The organism is Aromatoleum anaerobium (assembly GCF_012910705.2).
GTDB classification, from domain to species: Bacteria; Pseudomonadota; Gammaproteobacteria; order Burkholderiales; family Rhodocyclaceae; genus Aromatoleum; species Aromatoleum anaerobium.
In genome coordinates this window covers 17,859-34,707 of the sequence record NZ_WTVG02000036.1, presented here as the reverse complement: position 1 = coordinate 34,707, position 16,849 = coordinate 17,859, and the positions used below count along the sequence as shown (strand labels likewise).

12 protein-coding genes are annotated in these 16,849 nt (G+C 64.1%); 11 read left to right on the top strand and 1 reads right to left on the bottom strand.

What is annotated here, in order from left to right; translation table 11 throughout:
• Positions 1–135: 135 nt before the first annotated feature.
• Positions 136–1,242, bottom strand: coding sequence for a porin (locus tag GO606_RS04625; protein ID WP_246979368.1), 1,107 nt, complete (start codon positions 1,240–1,242; stop codon positions 136–138).
• Between the two features lie 293 nt (positions 1,243–1,535).
• Between GO606_RS04625 and GO606_RS04620 the strand changes: the two genes are divergently transcribed.
• From GO606_RS04620 to GO606_RS04570, 11 genes are all read left to right on the top strand, one after another.
• On the top strand, positions 1,536–2,585 hold the full coding sequence (locus GO606_RS04620; protein ID WP_211166484.1) for a TRAP transporter substrate-binding protein: 1,050 nt from the start codon (positions 1,536–1,538) through the stop codon (positions 2,583–2,585).
• 122 nt (positions 2,586–2,707) lie between these two features.
• On the top strand, positions 2,708–3,229 hold the full coding sequence (locus GO606_RS04615; protein ID WP_169117200.1) for a TRAP transporter small permease: 522 nt from the start codon (positions 2,708–2,710) through the stop codon (positions 3,227–3,229).
• Positions 3,226–4,545, top strand: coding sequence for a TRAP transporter large permease (locus GO606_RS04610; protein WP_169117199.1), 1,320 nt, complete (start codon positions 3,226–3,228; stop codon positions 4,543–4,545). The genes GO606_RS04615 and GO606_RS04610 overlap by 4 nt, the downstream gene beginning before the upstream one ends.
• A gap of 34 nt (positions 4,546–4,579) precedes the next feature.
• Positions 4,580–6,061 carry an AMP-binding protein gene (locus GO606_RS04605; RefSeq protein ID WP_169117198.1) on the top strand — a complete coding sequence of 494 codons (1,482 nt, stop codon included), beginning with the start codon at positions 4,580–4,582 and terminating at the stop codon, positions 6,059–6,061.
• Between the two features lie 56 nt (positions 6,062–6,117).
• Positions 6,118–8,256 (top strand): XylR N-terminal domain-containing protein, encoded by a 2,139-nt coding sequence (locus GO606_RS04600; protein WP_169117197.1) that lies wholly within the window; start codon positions 6,118–6,120, stop codon positions 8,254–8,256.
• On the top strand, positions 8,256–9,623 hold the full coding sequence (locus GO606_RS04595; protein WP_169117196.1) for a sigma-54-dependent transcriptional regulator: 1,368 nt from the start codon (positions 8,256–8,258) through the stop codon (positions 9,621–9,623). Before GO606_RS04600 ends, GO606_RS04595 begins: the two co-directional genes overlap by 1 nt.
• 297 nt (positions 9,624–9,920) lie before the next feature.
• Complete coding sequence (locus GO606_RS04590) at positions 9,921–11,021, top strand: choice-of-anchor E domain-containing protein (protein WP_169117195.1); 1,101 nt, start codon at positions 9,921–9,923, stop codon at positions 11,019–11,021.
• A 185-nt stretch (positions 11,022–11,206) separates the two neighbouring features.
• Positions 11,207–11,974 carry a hypothetical protein gene (locus GO606_RS04585; protein ID WP_169117194.1) on the top strand — a complete coding sequence of 256 codons (768 nt, stop codon included), beginning with the start codon at positions 11,207–11,209 and terminating at the stop codon, positions 11,972–11,974.
• A 646-nt stretch (positions 11,975–12,620) separates the two neighbouring features.
• Positions 12,621–12,923, top strand: a complete 303-nt coding sequence (locus GO606_RS04580; protein ID WP_169117193.1) for a c-type cytochrome — start codon at positions 12,621–12,623, stop codon at positions 12,921–12,923.
• Positions 12,924–13,060: 137 nt separating this feature from the next.
• Positions 13,061–14,512 carry an aldehyde dehydrogenase gene (locus tag GO606_RS04575; protein WP_169117192.1) on the top strand — a complete coding sequence of 484 codons (1,452 nt, stop codon included), beginning with the start codon at positions 13,061–13,063 and terminating at the stop codon, positions 14,510–14,512.
• A gap of 649 nt (positions 14,513–15,161) precedes the next feature.
• A complete protein-coding gene (locus tag GO606_RS04570) occupies positions 15,162–16,847 on the top strand; it encodes a DUF1302 domain-containing protein (RefSeq protein WP_169117191.1) in 1,686 nt (561 codons plus the stop codon).
• Positions 16,848–16,849: the final 2 nt, after the last annotated feature.

The window sequence follows — 16,849 nt, the reverse complement described above, 5'->3', positions numbered from 1 at the left end:
ATCGATTTTCGATATTTCGGCGACGAATCTCCTCGTTGTTTCATCCTCCCGATCGCCCGGCCCGTATGGGCACCGAAACGGGGGTGTAAATGAAAACGGGCGCCGCAGCGCCCGTCTATTCCAGTCGGGAGATGATCAGAACAGGTGGTTCAAACCGACCATCAGGTTGCGGCTCGTGTCGCCGGGCGAAGTATTGGCCGCACTGACAAACGACGGGGAGCGCACCGCCCGTCCGTCGTCGTTGCTGATGTGGCCGTAACCGGCATAGGCGAGCGTGCGCTTCGACAGCGAGTGGGAATACACCACGGCCCACGAGTCGGCGTCGCTGTCCTTCGCATCCGCGTCCAGTTGGCCATAACCCACGGAGAATTTGCCCGAGGTGCCAATCGGGACGGTGCCGCCGATATGCCAGACGTTGTCGGTGTCTTCCGCCGCAGTGGCGTCCTCGATGCGCTGGTACGAGCCTGCCAGCTTGAACATGCCGAAGTCGTAGGAGCCGCCGAGGTACGCTTCGCGCTTGTCCTCGTCGCCGACGGGTTCCTTCACCTGGCTGTAGATCAGGCCGACGGCGAGCGGGCCGTTCGCGTATTCGGCGCCGATGGCCGCGATGTCGCCTTTCTGACGGTCGCTGGTCTGGTTGACTTCATTGAGGCCATAGATCGCGTTGAGCGTCAGGCCGCCGAAGTTCGGCGACTTGTAGTTGATCGAGTTGCTGACGCGCGCGGCACCGCCCGCCACCAGGTTTGATCCGGCGGAAGCCGCCAGGGCAAATTGCGGGCTGATCGGCACGGGAACGATGGCGTCGTACTTGAATACGTAGTAGCCCGGGTGGTACTGGCGACCGAGGCCGATGAAGCCGAAATTGCCCTGCAGGCCGATGAACTGCTGGCGGGAACGGTTGGGCGCCGCACCGAGACCGTCGTTTGCGTCCATCTCGATTCCGTACTCCAGCGTGAAGACGGCCTTGAGCCCATTGCCGAGGTCTTCGGTGCCGCGGAAGCCGAGGCGCGAACCCGCCCAGCCGCCACTCTGCACGCCGGTAAATTTGGCGTCTCCGGTCTTACCGTGGCCGATGAAAGCATCGGCCACGCCATATACCGTCACATTCGACTGGGCTGCGGCCGAAGCCGAAGCCAGACCGGCGACGATACAAGAGACCGCTATGGCGAGACGTTTTTTGTGCATTGATTTCCCCTTTTTGGATTCGAAGCCCGTTGCAACTCGTCCGACGCGGGTCGGCAAGTTGAACTTTGTTATGGAATGGTGCTGCTCTCCTTGGTGAAACCTGGCAAAAGATCAACGAATTTATCCGGCAGGGGTCGGACGACTCCCGGCGCCTGCCGCTGCAGACCCATCCGCGGGTCGGGGGCGACGCCCTTCCGAGGTCACTTGCAAGAGACGTTTGTGAATATCGTAGATTGTTTGATATTCATCAATCTAAGCGAAAATAGACAGCGCTTCGTGTTGTCGGGCGCCTGCCCCAAGCCTATCGTGCAGAAAAACAAAAACCACGAACCGATACACCGGAGGAGCACATGAGCAAAGGTATTTCAGCTGGATTGAGGGTAGTGGCCGGCGCGACGATGGCGCTGGCGTTCAGTGCAGTGTCAGCGGAGGAAGTGACGCTGAAGGTGCACCACTTTCTGCCGCCGGGTTCGACGGCGCACGCGAAGTTCATCACGCCGTGGTGCGACAAGATCAACAAGGAATCTGCCGGCCGGCTGAAATGCCAGATCTACCCGGCGATGCAACTTGGCGGCACGCCGCCGCAGCTGATCGACCAGGCGCGTGACGGCATCGCCGACATCGTCTGGACGCTGCCCGGCTACAGCGCCGGACGCTTCCCCGCGGTCGAAGTGTTCGAGTTGCCGTTCATGACCAAGACGGCGGAATTGTCGAGCCGCGCGCTGTGGGAATACGTCACGGTGAACAAGCTCGACCAGACCGAGTTCAAGGACGTCCATCCGATCCTTTTCCACGTCCATGACAGCGGGCAACTGCACCTCGTCAAGGGGGCGATCGGCCAGCAGTCGAACTTCCGCGGCCTCAAGCTGCGGGCGCCGACGCGCCAGACGAACAAGTTCCTCGCCGCGCTCGGTGCGACGCCGGTCGGCATGCCGGTACCGCAGGTTTCCGAAGCACTGTCGAAAGGCGTTATCGACGGGGCGATGCTGCCGTGGGAAGTGGTCCCGGCGGTCAAGGCACACGAGCTGGTCAAGTTCCACAGCGAAGGCGACCCGAAGGCGCGCGCGCTCTACACGACCGCCTTCATTTTCGCGATGAACAAGGCGAAGTACGACAGCCTGCCGGCCGACCTGAAGCAGGTCATCGACGCCAATGGCGGAGCCGAGGCATCGGCGTGGGTGGGCAAGGTGTGGGACGAGTCGGCGACCGCCGCGCGCAAGCTGGCGTCGGACCGTGGCAACCAGTTCAACGTCATCCCGGCGGCCGAGCTCAAGAACTGGGAGAAGGCCGGCCAGCACGTCTATGACTCCTGGGTCTCGGAAGTCTCGGGGAAGGGATACGACGGCAAGACGCTGCTCAAGAGCGCGCAGGACCTGATCCAGAAACACGACCCGATCTGAAGCATTCGGCGTACCGCGGCGCGAACCGCCAAGGTTCGCGCCGCGGCCACATGACCCGCGGTCTGCGGGTCCGGGGGACGAATCCGTCCGCCGGCCGGGATCGCCTCACCGGGAGACTTCAAGTGTCCGAACCCATTGCAACGCCGGTCTGTCCGCCACAGGACCCGATCGGCCGCTCACTGTTTTTTCTTTCCCGCACCTTCGCCGCGACCGGCGGACTGGTGCTGGTCGCGGTCAGCATCATGTCGGTGTTCAGCATCGCGAGCCGCGCGCTGACCGGCAACGCCGTGCTCGGCGATTTCGAACTGGTGCAGATCGGCTCCGCCGTTGCGGTCGCCGCGTTCCTGCCGTGGGGCCAGATGCGCGGCAGCCACGTGTTTGTCGACTTCTTCACCACCGGCCTGCGCCCCTGTATGCGGGCACGGCTCGACGGTCTCGGTGCCCTGCTGCTCGCGATCTGCGCTGCGATCGTCGCCTGGCGGATGACGATCGGCACGGTCGATCTCAGGGCCAGCAGTGAAACCTCGATGCTGCTCGGCGTGCCGACCTGGTATGCATACATGCTGATGTCGCCGTCCTTCGCGCTGCTCGCCGCGACCGCGTTTTACACGTCCTCACAGAAATTCCGGGAGCAGCCAGCATGAGCGGTACGGCTATCGGTGCAAGTTTCTTCGTTTTCCTGCTGGTGTTGCTGGCGCTGCGGGTGCCGATCGCGATCTCGATGCTGATCACCGGTGTGGCCGGCTACGTCACGATGGCGGGCTGGGATCCGCTGCTCGGTTATCTGAAGACCGCCGCCTACGGGCGCTATTCGATCTACGATCTGTCGGTGGTCCCGCTGTTCCTGCTGATGGGCAGCTTCGCGTCGCGCGGCGGCCTGTCGAAAGCGCTGTTCGGCGCCGCCGAATCGATGATCGGCCATTACCGCGGCGGCGTGGCGATGGCGGCGGTCGGCGCCTGTGCGGGGTTCGGCGCGATCTGCGGCTCGTCGCTCGCGACGGCGGCAACGATGGGGCAGGTTGCGCTGCCGGAACTGCGCCGGCTCAATTACTCGCCGGCACTCGCGACGGCGACGCTCGCCGCCGGCGGGACGCTGGGCATCCTGATCCCGCCGTCGGTCGTGCTGGTGATCTACGCGATCCTCGCCGAGCAGAACATTGCCAAGCTGTTCGCCGCGGCGCTCATTCCCGGCATCATCGCCGCCCTCGGCTACATCGCCGTCATCGCGCTGCACTGCCGGCTCAATCCGGAGGCGGGTCCGGCAGCCGAACGCAAGAGCGTGGCGATGCGGGTCCGTGCGCTGATTGACGTATGGCCGGTGCTGGCGATCTTCGTCGTCGTCATCGGCGGCATCTACGGCGGCATCTTCACGCCGACCGAAGCGGCTTCGGTGGGCACGATCGGTGCCGGCGTGCTGGCGGTGGCGAAGGGCATGCGCTTCGACGGACTGATGGAGTCGCTGTACTCGACCGCCGAGGCCACGGCGATGATCTTCCTGATCCTGCTCGGGGCCGACGTGCTCAACGTGTTTCTCGCGCTGACGCAGATGCCGGCGGAGCTGGCGAGCTGGGTTTCGGGTTCGGGACTGCCGCCGCTGCTGGTGCTGTTCGCGATCATCGTGATTTACGTGTTCCTCGGCTGCGTCATGGACAGCCTGTCGATGATCCTGCTGACGATCCCGATCTTCTTCCCGGTGATCATGGGACTCGATTTCTGGGGCCTGGATCAAACCGAAAAGGCGATCTGGTTCGGCATCCTCGCGCTGATGGTCGTCGAAGTCGGCCTCATCACGCCGCCCGTCGGCATGAACGTCTACATCATCAACAGCATGGCGAAGAACGTCCCGATGTCGGCGACTTTCCGCGGCATCGTGCCGTTTCTGATGTCGGACGCGCTGCGCGTCATCCTGCTGGTTTTCTTCCCGGTCCTGTCGCTGTTTCTGGTCCGGGTAATTGAATGAAGCCCGGGCCTTCCGGGTTAGAGGAGAAATCGCAATGAATGCTGCGGAAACTTTGTTGTCGACGGGCGCGGACACGGCGATCGCGATCGAATGCGACGATGAGAAAGTGAGTTACGCGGTGCTGCGCGACCGCGTCAGCCGCGCGGCCGGCGCATGGAAGGAACTCGGCCTGCAACCCGGCAACCGCGTCATCGTGTTCGCGCCGGACAGCGTCGACTGGGTCGTTGCCTACCTTGGCGCGATCTGGGCGGGCGGGGTCGCGATCGGCGTCAATCCGCGCCTGTCGATGAACGAGTTCGCGCCGATCCTCAACGAATGCGAACCGCGCTTCGTGTGGTGCGAGAACGAGCAGGCCAGCGCGCTGGTCGCGCAAGCGCGGACCGCCGCAGAGATCGTCGCGAACGGCCCCGGCACGTGCAACTGGACGGCGCACCTGGCCGCGGCCGAACCGATCGCGCCGCTCGAGCGCGCCACCGAGGACGCCGCGCTGTGGATCGGGACGTCCGGGACGACGGGCGTGCCGAAAGGCGTCGTCCATGCGCAGCGCACGGTGGCCGACGCGCATTCGTTTGCCTGCGGCATCCTCGGGCTGACTGCGGCTGACCGGCTCTACGCCAGCTCCAAGCTGTTTTTCGCCTACGCGCTCGGCAACAGCCTGTTCGCGGGCCTGCGCGTCGGCGCGACGGTGATCCTCGATCGCGAATGGCCGACTGCGGAGCGCGTCGAGTACATGGTCGAAAAATACCGCCCGACGCTGCTGTTCAGCGTGCCGACGCTGTACCGCAAGATGCTGCAGACCGGCGTCGCCCGGCGGATCGCGAAATACGGCATCCGCCACTACGTCTCGGCCGGTGAGGCGCTGCCGCTGGCAGTGCGCCAGGACTGGCGCGACGCGACGGGCCACACGCTGATCAGCGGCTACGGGACATCCGAGACGCTCTGTCTGATGCTCTTCAGCGACGACGACTCCGGCCTGATGCGGCCGACCCCGCTGACCGAGGTCCGCTATGCCGACGACGTCGATGCGGACGTGCCGCAGCGCCTGTGGATTCGTCATTCGGCAGTCGCGCTCGGCTACTGGAAGCGGCCTGAAGCGCAGGCGGACGGGTTCCGCGACGGCTGGTTTTCTCCCGGCGACATGTTCCTGCGCCACCCCGACGGGCGCCTCGAATACACCGGGCGTAACGACGACATGCTGAAGATCGCCGGCCAGTGGGTCAGCACCTTGTGGGTGGAGCAGTCGCTCGCATCGGTTTGTGGTGAAACGCTTCATCAGATCGCGTCCGTCGGAGTAAGCTCCGCTGACGGCCTGACGGCGCTCGCAGTGCTTGCCGTGGCGGCGCCGGAGCGCGGCAGCGAAGCGCGCCGGCGGATGGACGAAGGCATCGCGACGCTGCCCGGCCATCGCCGTCCACGCTGGGTACACTGGCTGGACGAGCTGCCGCTGACGGCCACCGGCAAGCTTCAGCGCGGACGTCTGCGGGCGTTGCACGAGAGTGCAGTCGGCGTGTCCTGACTTGGGTTTGCGCCGCGCGCTTTGGGAAAATTCTGCCAGGGCAGGGGAGAACGGGAATGCGCGCGGACGAACTTGATTTCTTCTCCCTTGTCGAGCTCCGGCCCAACGAGGGAGCGATCGAGTTCTGCGGCCGCCGCGCGATCCTGTTGCATACCGATGCGATGGGAGCGCTGCGCAAGGAGCTCGTCGAGACGCTCGGCGCGGAGGCGGCGAAAGTCGTCCTGACGCGCTACGGCTTCAGCTGCGGCCACGAGGATGCCGGCCTCCTCGCCGCGTACATGCATCCGGACACCATCGAGCAGTTCGTCCGCGGCGGCCCGCGCACGCACATGTTCGCCGGCATCGCCGAAGTCGAGACCCGCTATGTCGAGATCGACTGCGAGCGCCGGCGCTATCGCATGGGCGGCTTTTGGCAGCGCTCCTACGAAGCCGAACAGCACTTGCGCCTGTTCGGCCGCTCTCATGAGGCGGTGTGCTGGACGCTGGCCGGCTACGCGTCCGGCTTCGCGTCCTTCGTGTTCCAGACCGACATGATCTGCATCGAACATGAATGCGAAGGGCGCGGCGACGAGCGCTGTTCGTGGACATTGATGAATGCCGACGACTGTTCGCCCGAACTCGCCGAACTGCGCAAGTATTTCCAGCCGCTGAACATCAAGGATCAGATCAACGGCCTCGAAACCAAGGTCTTCGAGCGCACGCGCGAGCTCGAGGCGTCCGAGCAGCGTTACCGCAACCTGATCGAGGACCTGCCGGAAATCGTCTTCGCGCTGCATCTGTCCGGCCGTCTGGTGCAGCTCAACAAGGCCGGGCGCACGCGCCTGGGCATCGACGAGGCCGAGCTGCCGTCGCTGCGTCTGAAGGATCTGGTGCTGCCGGAGTATCGCGCCCAGGCGTCGAGCTTCCTGAAGCAGAGCGCGCGCCAGCGCAGCGTGAGCCGCCTCGACGTCGTGATGAGCGATTCGGCAGGACATCCTTTTCCGGTTCAGCTGCAGGTCGAGCCGGTCATCAAGGGCGACAAGATCGTCGGCTACAGCGGCCTCGCGCTCGACGTCACCGCGCAACAGGAACGTGAACGCAAGCTCACCGAATATGCCGCGCGGCTCGAAAACCGTGAACAGCAGATCCAGGACATCATCAACGACGCGGTGTACATCCTCGATCTGGACGGGCGCCTGAGCTTCGTCAACACGCGCATGGCGGAGCTCCTCCGCGTGCCGGCCGACCGCGCGATCGGCCGGCACTGCGGCGAATTCATGCTGCATTCGTCGGCATTGCGCGTGGAGCGGGATTTCCGGCGGCGCCTGGCCGGCGGGCCGGGGCTGCCGTTCGAGATCGCGATCGAGGCGCCGTGCGGGACGAACTGCCTCCTCGAAGTCAGCACCGCGGTGCTGCTGGCGAACGGAAAAGCCGAAGGCGTAATCGGGGTCGCACGCGACATCACCGCCCGGCGCGAAATGGAGCGCCAGCTCGCGCAGGCGAATCGCCTCAGTTCGCTGGGGCAGTTCGCTTCCGGCATCGCGCACGAGATCAACAATCCGCTCGGCCTCGTTTCCGGATTCGCCGAAGAGCTGCAAGCGCTGATGGAGGCGATCCCGAATGCAGCACAGATCCCCGACCTGGAAATCATCCGCGACGGGCTGACGACGATCCAGGAACAGGCGCAGCGCTGCAAGGCGATCACCGACAATCTGCTGCTTTTCTCGCGCCGGCAGACCCCGCCGATCGAACCGGTGGACGTCGCGTTGTACGTGCGTGAGCGCTTTGCCTCGTACCGCGATGTCGGCCTCACGCGCGGGCTGGAGATCACGTTCGACATTGAGGACTGCCTGGCGCCGGTGCGCACGAATCCGACGCTGCTCGACCAGGTGATCCAGAATCTCGTCAAGAATGCACGCGACGCGATGAATGGCGCGGGCCGGCTGCGGGTCGAGCTGCGGTGCGCGGACGACGCCGTCGAACTCGGCGTGCTCGACGAAGGCTCTGGTTTGCCTGCGGGCGTCATCGACCATGTCTTCGACCCCTTCTTCACGACCAAGCCGCCGGGCCGCGGCACCGGCCTGGGGCTGTCGATCTGCTACGGGATCATGTCCGAGCTGCACGGCAGGATCACCTGCGGCAACCGGCATGAAGGCGGGGCGTGGTTCCGGATTTTGCTGCCGTACGACGAAGCCGGCATCGAGGGCGCGCAGTGATGAACGGGCATATCCTGATCGTCGACGACGAGGCGCTGTACCGCCAGTTGCTCACCAGCCGGCTCGGCCGCGCCGGCTACCGCCTCAGCGAGGCCGCGGACGGCGAGGCGGCGCTCGAATGTGCGCAGCACGGCGGAATCGACCTCGCGCTGGTCGACATCAAGATGCCGGGCATCGACGGCATCGAGGTGTTGAAGCGCCTCAAGGTGCTCGATCCGCTGATCGAAGTTGTGATCCTGACCGGCCACGGCAACGTCGACACCGCGATCTCGGCAATGAAGCTCGGTGCCTTCGACTACCTGTCAAAGCCTTACAAGCTGACCGAGCTCGACATCGTCGTCGAGCGTGCGCTCGAAAAGCGCGCGATGGCGCAGCGCTGCGCGGCGCTGAGCGCGGAAATTGCCCATCTGCGCGGTCCGGAGGAGGCGGCCGTGATCGGCGCGAGCGCCGCCTGGCAGCGCACGCTCGCGCTCGTCCGCAAGGCCGCACCGCTCGACCTGCCGGTGCTGATCACCGGCGAGAGCGGCGCCGGCAAGGAGGTCGTCGCGAGCGCGCTGCACCGCTGGAGCGGCCGCGCGGCCGAATCGTACGTGCCGCTGAACTGCGGTCTGCTCGACGACGATCTCGTCGAAAGCGAACTGTTCGGCCACAAACGCGGCGCGTTTTCCGGTGCGACGAGCGACAAGGACGGCCTGTTCCAGGTCGCGAGCGCCGGGACGCTGTTCCTCGACGAAATCGGCGAACTTCCCGCCGCGTGCCAGGCGAAGCTGCTGCGCGTGCTCGACAGCGGCGAATTCCGGCAACTGGGCTCGACGGCACTGCGCCACACCCACGCCCGGCTCATCGCCGCGACGCACCGCGACCTCGATGCGCTGGTCGCGGAGGGCAAGTTCCGCCACGACCTCCTGTATCGGCTGAACGTCGTCCATATCCATGTCCCGGCGCTGCGCGAGCGGCGCGAGGACATCCCGCTGCTCGTCGATTACCTGATGCGCCGCGCCGCCTCCCATGTAACCCGCCTGCCGCGTGTCTCTCCGGCGGCACTGTCGCGCCTGGTCGATTATCCGTGGCCCGGCAACGTGCGCGAATTGCGCAACGTCATCGAGCGCCTGCTGGTCTTCAACGACGGCGAGACGATCGACGAGGCGACGGTCTGCTCGATCCTGTCGATCCCGCCGGAAAAAGCGTCGACGCCGGCTGCACAGCGTGCCTTTTCCGCCATCACGCCGCTCGAAGACTTCGAGCGCGACTACATCGTCTGGGTGCTCGACAAACTGGACGGCAACGTCAGCGCGGCCGCCGCGGCGCTGGGCGTATCGCGCTCGACGGTTTATCGCTTTCTGCGCGCGGCGCAACTGGCCGGGTAGCGAGCGACCGCCAGGCACCGCTGCCGCCACGGCCACCGGGGCCTGGCGCTTGCCGCTGTCCTGTCACCGGAATGCCGCGGCTGGTCCCATTTTCCTGACGTGATCTCGCAGAAGGTGAGGCAGACCTCGTTCTGAAGGTTTGTCGGAAATTTTTACATTCGCCTGCTCGGCGTCCCGGTATTGATTTGCAAAGGCTTGGGAGGAAAGGGAATTTAAAGTCTGGTCCGGAAAATGCATTGCGGAGCTGGCAGGGGGATTTTGCGTGTATTCCATCCGCAAATGCAAAGGACAACAAAAATGCAAACACAGCTCAGAACTTCCGGCATCGCCATTGCGTCACTCTTCGCGGCGATTGTGCCGTCCGCAGCGCATGCGCTGCTGATGACGGATACGGTGACCTTCGGCGATTCGGCGAGCGTCACCGACACCGAGGGCGGGGGCGCGACGACCGTCAGCGGCGCAAGTTTCGGCACCAGCGAGCTGGCGCAATTCGACGCGAGCGCCGGCGTGCTGACGGGCGCGACGTTGAATCTCACTTCGACGCGGACGCAGACTGTGACTGTGTCATCCACCGACGGACCGAATAGCGGATCAAACCCGAGTGTCACCACCACCGGCACGGGGCAGAGCACCGCGAGGATTGTCGCGCCGGGCGTGAACAACACTTTTTCGCCGGCGATCAGCGGTTCGGACGGCTGTACGGACAATCGCAAGGGGGCCTGCAGCGGGGCAGGTACGACTTCGTCGGCCGCGACGAACCTCACGGCGACGATTTCTTCCGCGGATCTCGGCAGTTACGTCGGTGGCGGCACGATCGACGTCAGCCGCAGTGCGCCGACCCTGTCGGCGACGCAGACGACGAACTTTTTCACCGGTACCGAGACCACGAGCTACGGCGTGACGTGGGCGGGTGAGGTCGGCGTCACCTACGATTACCTGCTGCACGCGGCGCCCGGCCTCACGGCGCTGACGCTGGATTTCGGCACGCTGTTCCTGGACGAAACCGCCAGCCTGAGCTTCGACATCCTGAACCTCGCGGGCGATCGCGTCGGCCTGGATCTCGACGGCTTCGACCCCTTCTCCGGGCCCTTCAGCAGCGATCTCGCGACTTTTGCCGGTCTGGAGGCCGGCGGCCTCCTCGGTTACACGGCGATGATGGATACCTCGGCCGAGGGGACCTTCAGCTCCACGTACCGTCTGTTCTTCTCCGATGCCGATGTCGGGGTCGCCGCGACCCGTTCCGCCTATGCGCTGGATCTGACCTTCAAGGGCATCGTCGTCGCCCGTCCCTCGGATATCGGCCCGACCGCCGTTCCCGAGCCGGACCTGCTCGCTTTGCTCGGAATCGGGCTCGCCGCGCTGGCTTTTACCGATCGACGCAAGGCGCGCCAGAAATAGGGAACAGGAAGGCGGAAAACGGGAGGCAGACCCGACTTTCTTCCCATCTCGTCGGTGAAGGAGAACGCAAACAAGTCGACTCTGACCCCATTTCCACGCTTCTCCAATTCGTCAATTGATCAGGGATTTTTAAAGCGCAAACCGAACGCATGCGGTGATTTCAACAATCCGCCAAGGGGAAAACCATGAGACTGATTCTGTGTATGCCGGTGATCGAGCCGCATCGGTGGGAGCAGGGGGCTGGTATGTTTCCGAGGTGCGCAACGGCGTTCCTGGCGGCACTTGTGGTCGTCCTGTCGCTGGCAGCCATGGCGGCCCACGCGTTCGCTTCCCCGCTCGACGAATTCAAGGCGCGATATGAGGACGGGACATTTCTTGCCCACGAGCCGGACTACGCCGCCCTCTATTCCAGATCGACCGGCCGGACAATCGAAATCACCCACGCGCAGCAATTCGATGGCCGAATCGACGCATGGTATTACACCGCAATGCTGTTCGATGGCCAGCCCTACGAGCAACGCGGCGTCATGTCCTTGTATGTGGAGGATGGCAAAGTGGTACGCGAGGAACACGCCGTCATCGAATCCGCCGCCGCGGTGGACCTCGCGATGGCCGGGCAGGCCGCCGACATTGGCACAACCGCAGCGGCACTCGGCATGGGATTCGCGGAAGGCAACCCGGCGGTTGCAGCGCTCATCGGCACGCCAGCGGGGATTGTTGCGGTGGTCGGGCTGAAGCTCGGCGCCGTGCAATACGCAAATTCACGCGGCCTGGCAGAGTGTGTCACGGCGCGCTCGCTGCTCGGGTCGATAGGGTGGGGCGCCGGAGCGTGGAACATCGGTATGGTGGCGGCCGGGCCGGTCGCCGCCGTCGTATTGGGGATCACCTCCGCGTATGTCGCGTGGAATCGCGTCGCCGCCGACTCCCCTGCCAGATGTATCACTGCTGTTTGATAGGGCGGCTGATCCGGAACTCGGTGCCTCCCGCTATCCAGTCAGCGGAATGTCGAGGGCTGGTGTTTGCGACACGATATTCCGGGAACCATGACGAAATCGTCATGGTTCCATTCGCGGTTTCCGATGCCTGCGCTGCTTCCGCTGTTGTTGCGCGCGTGCCGCATAGGTCGCTTGGTTCCGGAAACGCTACGTTAGGCCAACCGCATCATGGCTTGCGGGTATTGGTATATCCGGTATATCCGTGACTCGTCGGCGCATGTTCCGCCGATGCGTATTTGCGGCCGGCTGATTTGATTCCCCATGACAGAGACTGCCGGATCGCGCTGTTTGCTCGGTCTCTCCGCGTCACGCTGCGCGATGGTGACACTCACTCGCGTCGCCTGTCGCAAAAACCGACACTGCCCGGATTTGCGACACCGTCACGAAAGCCACGGGGCGACGTCACGAAGCGAGCGGCCGAGGCGAGTGTTGACCTGGATGTGTTCAGATTCCAGACACCAAGTCGACTGCCGGCGGGATTCTGATCAGTTCAATAAGTAACTGTTAACACGATAACTTTCTCGCTCTGCAACTTCCGGCACGGCCTTTGCTTTAATCCCGTTTCGGGAATGCCGCAAAGACCAGGAACAGGGAGGAGAACGGGATGCGTGCCAACAGGGTGGCGTGTTTGATTGTCGCTGCCGGCGCAATGCTGGGGGCCGCCGGAGCAGGGGCGGGGCAGTGGCGCGACGGGGCGCAGGTGTACGAGAAGGTCTGTGCGCATTGTCATGAGGCCAATGTCGGGCCGGTGCTCAAGGGTCGCCAGCTTCCGGTGGTGTACATCGAGCGCGTCGTGCGCCACGGCAATCGGGCGATGCCGAGCTTTCGGCCGAGTGAGATCGACGATGCGGCGCTTGCCGATGTCGCGCGGCTGTTGGCTGCCAGTGCGCCGCTTGGGAAGGAGTAGGCGCGTGACGGAACGACGCGATTTCCTCAAGGGAATGGTGGGGGGCTGGCCGGGACGCCGCCATATTCAAACTTTCCCTTCGCCGGCCGCAGTGCGGCGACAGGACCTGGCGCAATTGCCGCTCGAGGAACCACTCCATGACTGACATCCGCATGTTGATCGGCGGCGAGCCGCGTGCTGCCGCCAACGGCGCAAGCTTCGAGCGCCGCAACCCGCTTGACCACAGCGTGGCCACGCGCGCGCCCGCCGCCACTGCAGCCGATGCGGTCGCCGCAGTCGACGCCGCCGCAGCGGCGTTTCCCGCCTGGGCCGCGATGGGTCCGGGCGAACGGCGGGCGCTGCTGCTGAAGGCATCCCGGGCGCTCGAGGCCAAGAGTGACGCTATCGCCGCGGCAATGGCCGCCGAGACCGGCGCCTCCGGCATTTGGGCCGGTTTCAACGTGCGCCTGGGAGCCGGCATATTGCTCGAGGCCGCGTCACTGACCACCCAGATCACGGGCGAGCTGATTCCCTCCGACGTGCCCGGCAACGTGGCGATGGCGGTGCGTCAGCCCGCCGGCGTGGTGCTCGGCATCGCGCCCTGGAACGCGCCGGTGATCCTCGGCGTGCGCGCGATCGCCACCCCGCTGGCCTGCGGCAACACCGTCGTGCTCAAAGGCTCGGAGCTGTGCCCGGCCACGCACGGCCTGATCATCGAGGCGCTGCAGGAAGCGGGCCTGCCCCCCGGCGTGGTCAACTTCGTCACCAACGCGCCCGCCGATGCCGGTGCGGTAGTCGAAGCGATGGTCGCCCACCCGGCGCTGCGCCGGGTCAACTTCACCGGCTCGACCCGGGTCGGCCGCCTGATCGCGCAGACCTGCGCCAAGTACCTCAAGCCCGCAGTGCTCGAACTGGGCGGCAAGGCACCGCTGGTGGTGCTCGACGACGCCGACCTCGACGCTGCGGTGACCGCGGCGACCTTCGGTGCCTTCGCCAACTCGGGGCAGATCTGCATGTCGACCGAGCGCATCATCGTGGATGCTGCAGTCGCCGACGACTTCGTCGAACGCCTCGCCGGACGCGCGCGCGGCCTGCCGCTGGGCGACCCGCGCAAGGGGCCGGTGGTGCTCGGTTCGGTGGTGGACATGGGTACGGTCGAACGCTGCAACGCGCTGATCGACGACGCGCTGGCCAAGGGCGCTACCCTGGTGTGCGGCGGCAAGACCGACAACACCCTGATGCCGGCGACGCTGCTCGATCGGGTAAGCGCGGATATGCGCATTTACCGCGAGGAGACCTTCGCCCCGGTGAAGGCGATCGTTCGCGTGCGCGGCATCGAGGAGGCCATTGCCTGCGCCAACGACAACGCTTTCGGTCTCGCCGCAGCCGTGTTCGGGCGTGACCTCGCGCGTGCCTGGCAGGTGGCCTCACGCATCCAGTCGGGTATCTGCCACATCAACGGCCCCACCGTTCATGACGAGGCCCAGATGCCCTTCGGCGGAGTCAAGGATTCGGGATACGGGCGCTTCGGCGGCAAGGCCGGCATCGAGGCTTTCACCGAACTGCGCTGGATCACGATGCAGACCACACCCCGTCATTACCCGTTCTGACCTGCCGGAAGGTGCACCCCCACGCAGCGGAATCTTGTGACATCCTGTATATGGTTTTAGCATATGGAAAATCTCCGTGCCCGCCCTGCGGCACACCTCGCGAATGCGATTCACTCTTATTGCTGAATTCGAGAGCCCGCGTCGCCGGTCTGCCTGATGCGGAAAACTGCGAGTACAAGACCATGAACGGAAGCACGAAAATCATGAAGTTCCGCAGCACCTTCTGAGCGAGGTTTCACAATTTTATGAACCTGCTGCAAACCGATTTTCTTTTGCACTGCGCAAGGCACTGCGGATGTCACACGCTTAAAGCCAGATTTTTGAAGGGGGTCATTTTTTACTGCGATGCAGCAGAGACATTAACAAGGCAACTGGTACGATCCATGCTTTTTATTCCTTGTCATCCGGAATCGGGCATCTCCGGCGTTCATGCGGACAGCCGGCCCGAGAACGGATCTTTGCAAAAGCCGAAGTTCACCTCGAGCATTCATGACTCAAGCATTGAATTTACTCGAAACAATCAAGGGCAAATAACAGCATTCCACCAGCCCTGCCATTCGAAATACTGTTGAAAATCCTGAGTATTTCGTTTCATATAAAAATACCAACTTTGCATTTACCACAGTTGTATTTGCTCGAGGAGGAAGTCGTGAACGACCAGCAGCCCCGTCTTAACCACAATTGCACGCCACGCATCAAATCAGTCAGCAAGGCCGTCGCCGCCCTTTGCGCAGGCATGGCGGTTTCAGGGGCAGTTTTCGGCGTCACCATCGATACAGGCAATCCCGATCTGTCGATGCGCTGGGACAATACCGTCAAATACAATGCGAGCTGGCGTGTCGAGCAGCAGGACGCGAGCGGGCCGGCCTCGGATGCAGGCGCGCAGATCAACACCGATGACGGCGACCGTAATTTCTCCCGCGGCCTGATTTCGAACCGGGTTGACCTGCTCTCCGAGTTCGACTTGCGCTACCGCAACAACATGGGCATCCGCGTCAGCGGCGCCGCTTGGTACGACCAGGTCTACAACGAGTCCAATGACCGCAGCCCACGCCACGCCGGGTCCCTCAACCAGCGCTCCGCGGATTTCGACGAATTCACGACGGCCACCGAAAAGCTGCACGGCCGGAAAGCGGAATTCCTTGATGCCTTTATCTATGGCCGAACCGACATTGCCGGCAAGGGCCTCAACCTGAAGGCAGGACGCTTCACCCAGCTCTACGGCGAAACCCTTTACTTCGGCGCCAACGGGATCGCCGGAGCCCAGACCCCGCTCGATCTGGCCCGTGCCCTGTCGGTGCCGAACTCGCAGTTCAAGGAAGTCGCCCGCCCGGTCGGGCAGGTTTCGGCCCAATTGCAGCTCAGCCCGGAAGTATCGGTCGGCGCCTACTATCAGTACGAATGGCGCGAATCGCGACTGCCGGGAGCGGGAAGCTATTTTGCGTTTGCGGATTTCCCCGGGGCAGGCGGTGAATTCCTGTATGGCCCTTTCGGACCGAACGGCACGCTGCACCGCGGAGGCGACCTGGATGCCAAGGACTCCGGCCAGGGCGGCATGCAGGTCAAATTCCGCGCCGGCGACACCGAGTACGGACTGTACGCCGCCCAGTTTCACGACAAGCTCCCGCAGTTTTACGTACGGCCGGGCCTGCACGCCGATCCGGCCAACGGCACGGACGGCGATTACGTCCTGGTTTTTGCGGAAAACATCCGCACCGTAGGCGCAAGCTTTGCCACGCTGCTGGGGGAGACGAACGTCTCGGGCGAACTGTCCTTCCGCGAAAATCAGCCGCTGGTGGCTTCGGGCAACATCGCGCTGGGTCTGGGGGGCGCGGACAACGACGACAACGCCACCTTTCCGAAAGGCAAGACGATGCATGTGAGCCTTTCGGCGATCACCGTTCTGCCGGCCAATGCGCTCTGGGAGGGGGCGGCCTTTGTAGGCGAGTTTGCCTACAACCGGGTGTTGAGCGTCACCGACAACAAGGCAGTGCTCGACCCCAATGCCACGCGTGAAGCGAGCGCCCTCCAGTTCGTTTTTACCCCGGAATATTTCCAGGTCGCTCCCGGGCTTGATTTGCAGGTGCCGATCGGGGTCAGTTATGGCCTGGCGGGGCGCTCCTCCGTCAATGGCGTTCTGTTCCCGTCTGAAAATGGCGGCAGCCTGAGCATTGGCGTAAAGGCCGATTACCGTAAGACCTGGCAGGGCGGCTTGAATTACACCCACTATATCGGCTCCTCGGGTTCGGTGGTGAATCCGGCAGGAGAGCTGTCCTATGACAATTTTCATGGCGACCGCGATTTCGTATCGCTCACGATTCAGCGCACGTTCTGATA

Excerpts from the sequence above, each read along its gene's own strand:
- GO606_RS04590 (WP_169117195.1), top strand. The coding sequence starts at position 9,921 with ATGCAAACACAGCTCAGAACTTCCGGCATCGCCATTGCGTCACTCTTC.
- GO606_RS04610 (WP_169117199.1), top strand. The coding sequence starts at position 3,226 with ATGAGCGGTACGGCTATCGGTGCAAGTTTCTTCGTTTTCCTGCTGGTG.
- GO606_RS04620 (WP_211166484.1), top strand. The coding sequence starts at position 1,536 with ATGAGCAAAGGTATTTCAGCTGGATTGAGGGTAGTGGCCGGCGCGACG.
- GO606_RS04575 (WP_169117192.1), top strand. The coding sequence starts at position 13,061 with ATGACTGACATCCGCATGTTGATCGGCGGCGAGCCGCGTGCTGCCGCC.
- GO606_RS04595 (WP_169117196.1), top strand. The coding sequence starts at position 8,256 with ATGAACGGGCATATCCTGATCGTCGACGACGAGGCGCTGTACCGCCAG.
- GO606_RS04600 (WP_169117197.1), top strand. The coding sequence starts at position 6,118 with ATGCGCGCGGACGAACTTGATTTCTTCTCCCTTGTCGAGCTCCGGCCC.
- GO606_RS04580 (WP_169117193.1), top strand. The coding sequence starts at position 12,621 with ATGCGTGCCAACAGGGTGGCGTGTTTGATTGTCGCTGCCGGCGCAATG.
- GO606_RS04605 (WP_169117198.1), top strand. The coding sequence starts at position 4,580 with ATGAATGCTGCGGAAACTTTGTTGTCGACGGGCGCGGACACGGCGATC.
- GO606_RS04585 (WP_169117194.1), top strand. The coding sequence starts at position 11,207 with ATGAGACTGATTCTGTGTATGCCGGTGATCGAGCCGCATCGGTGGGAG.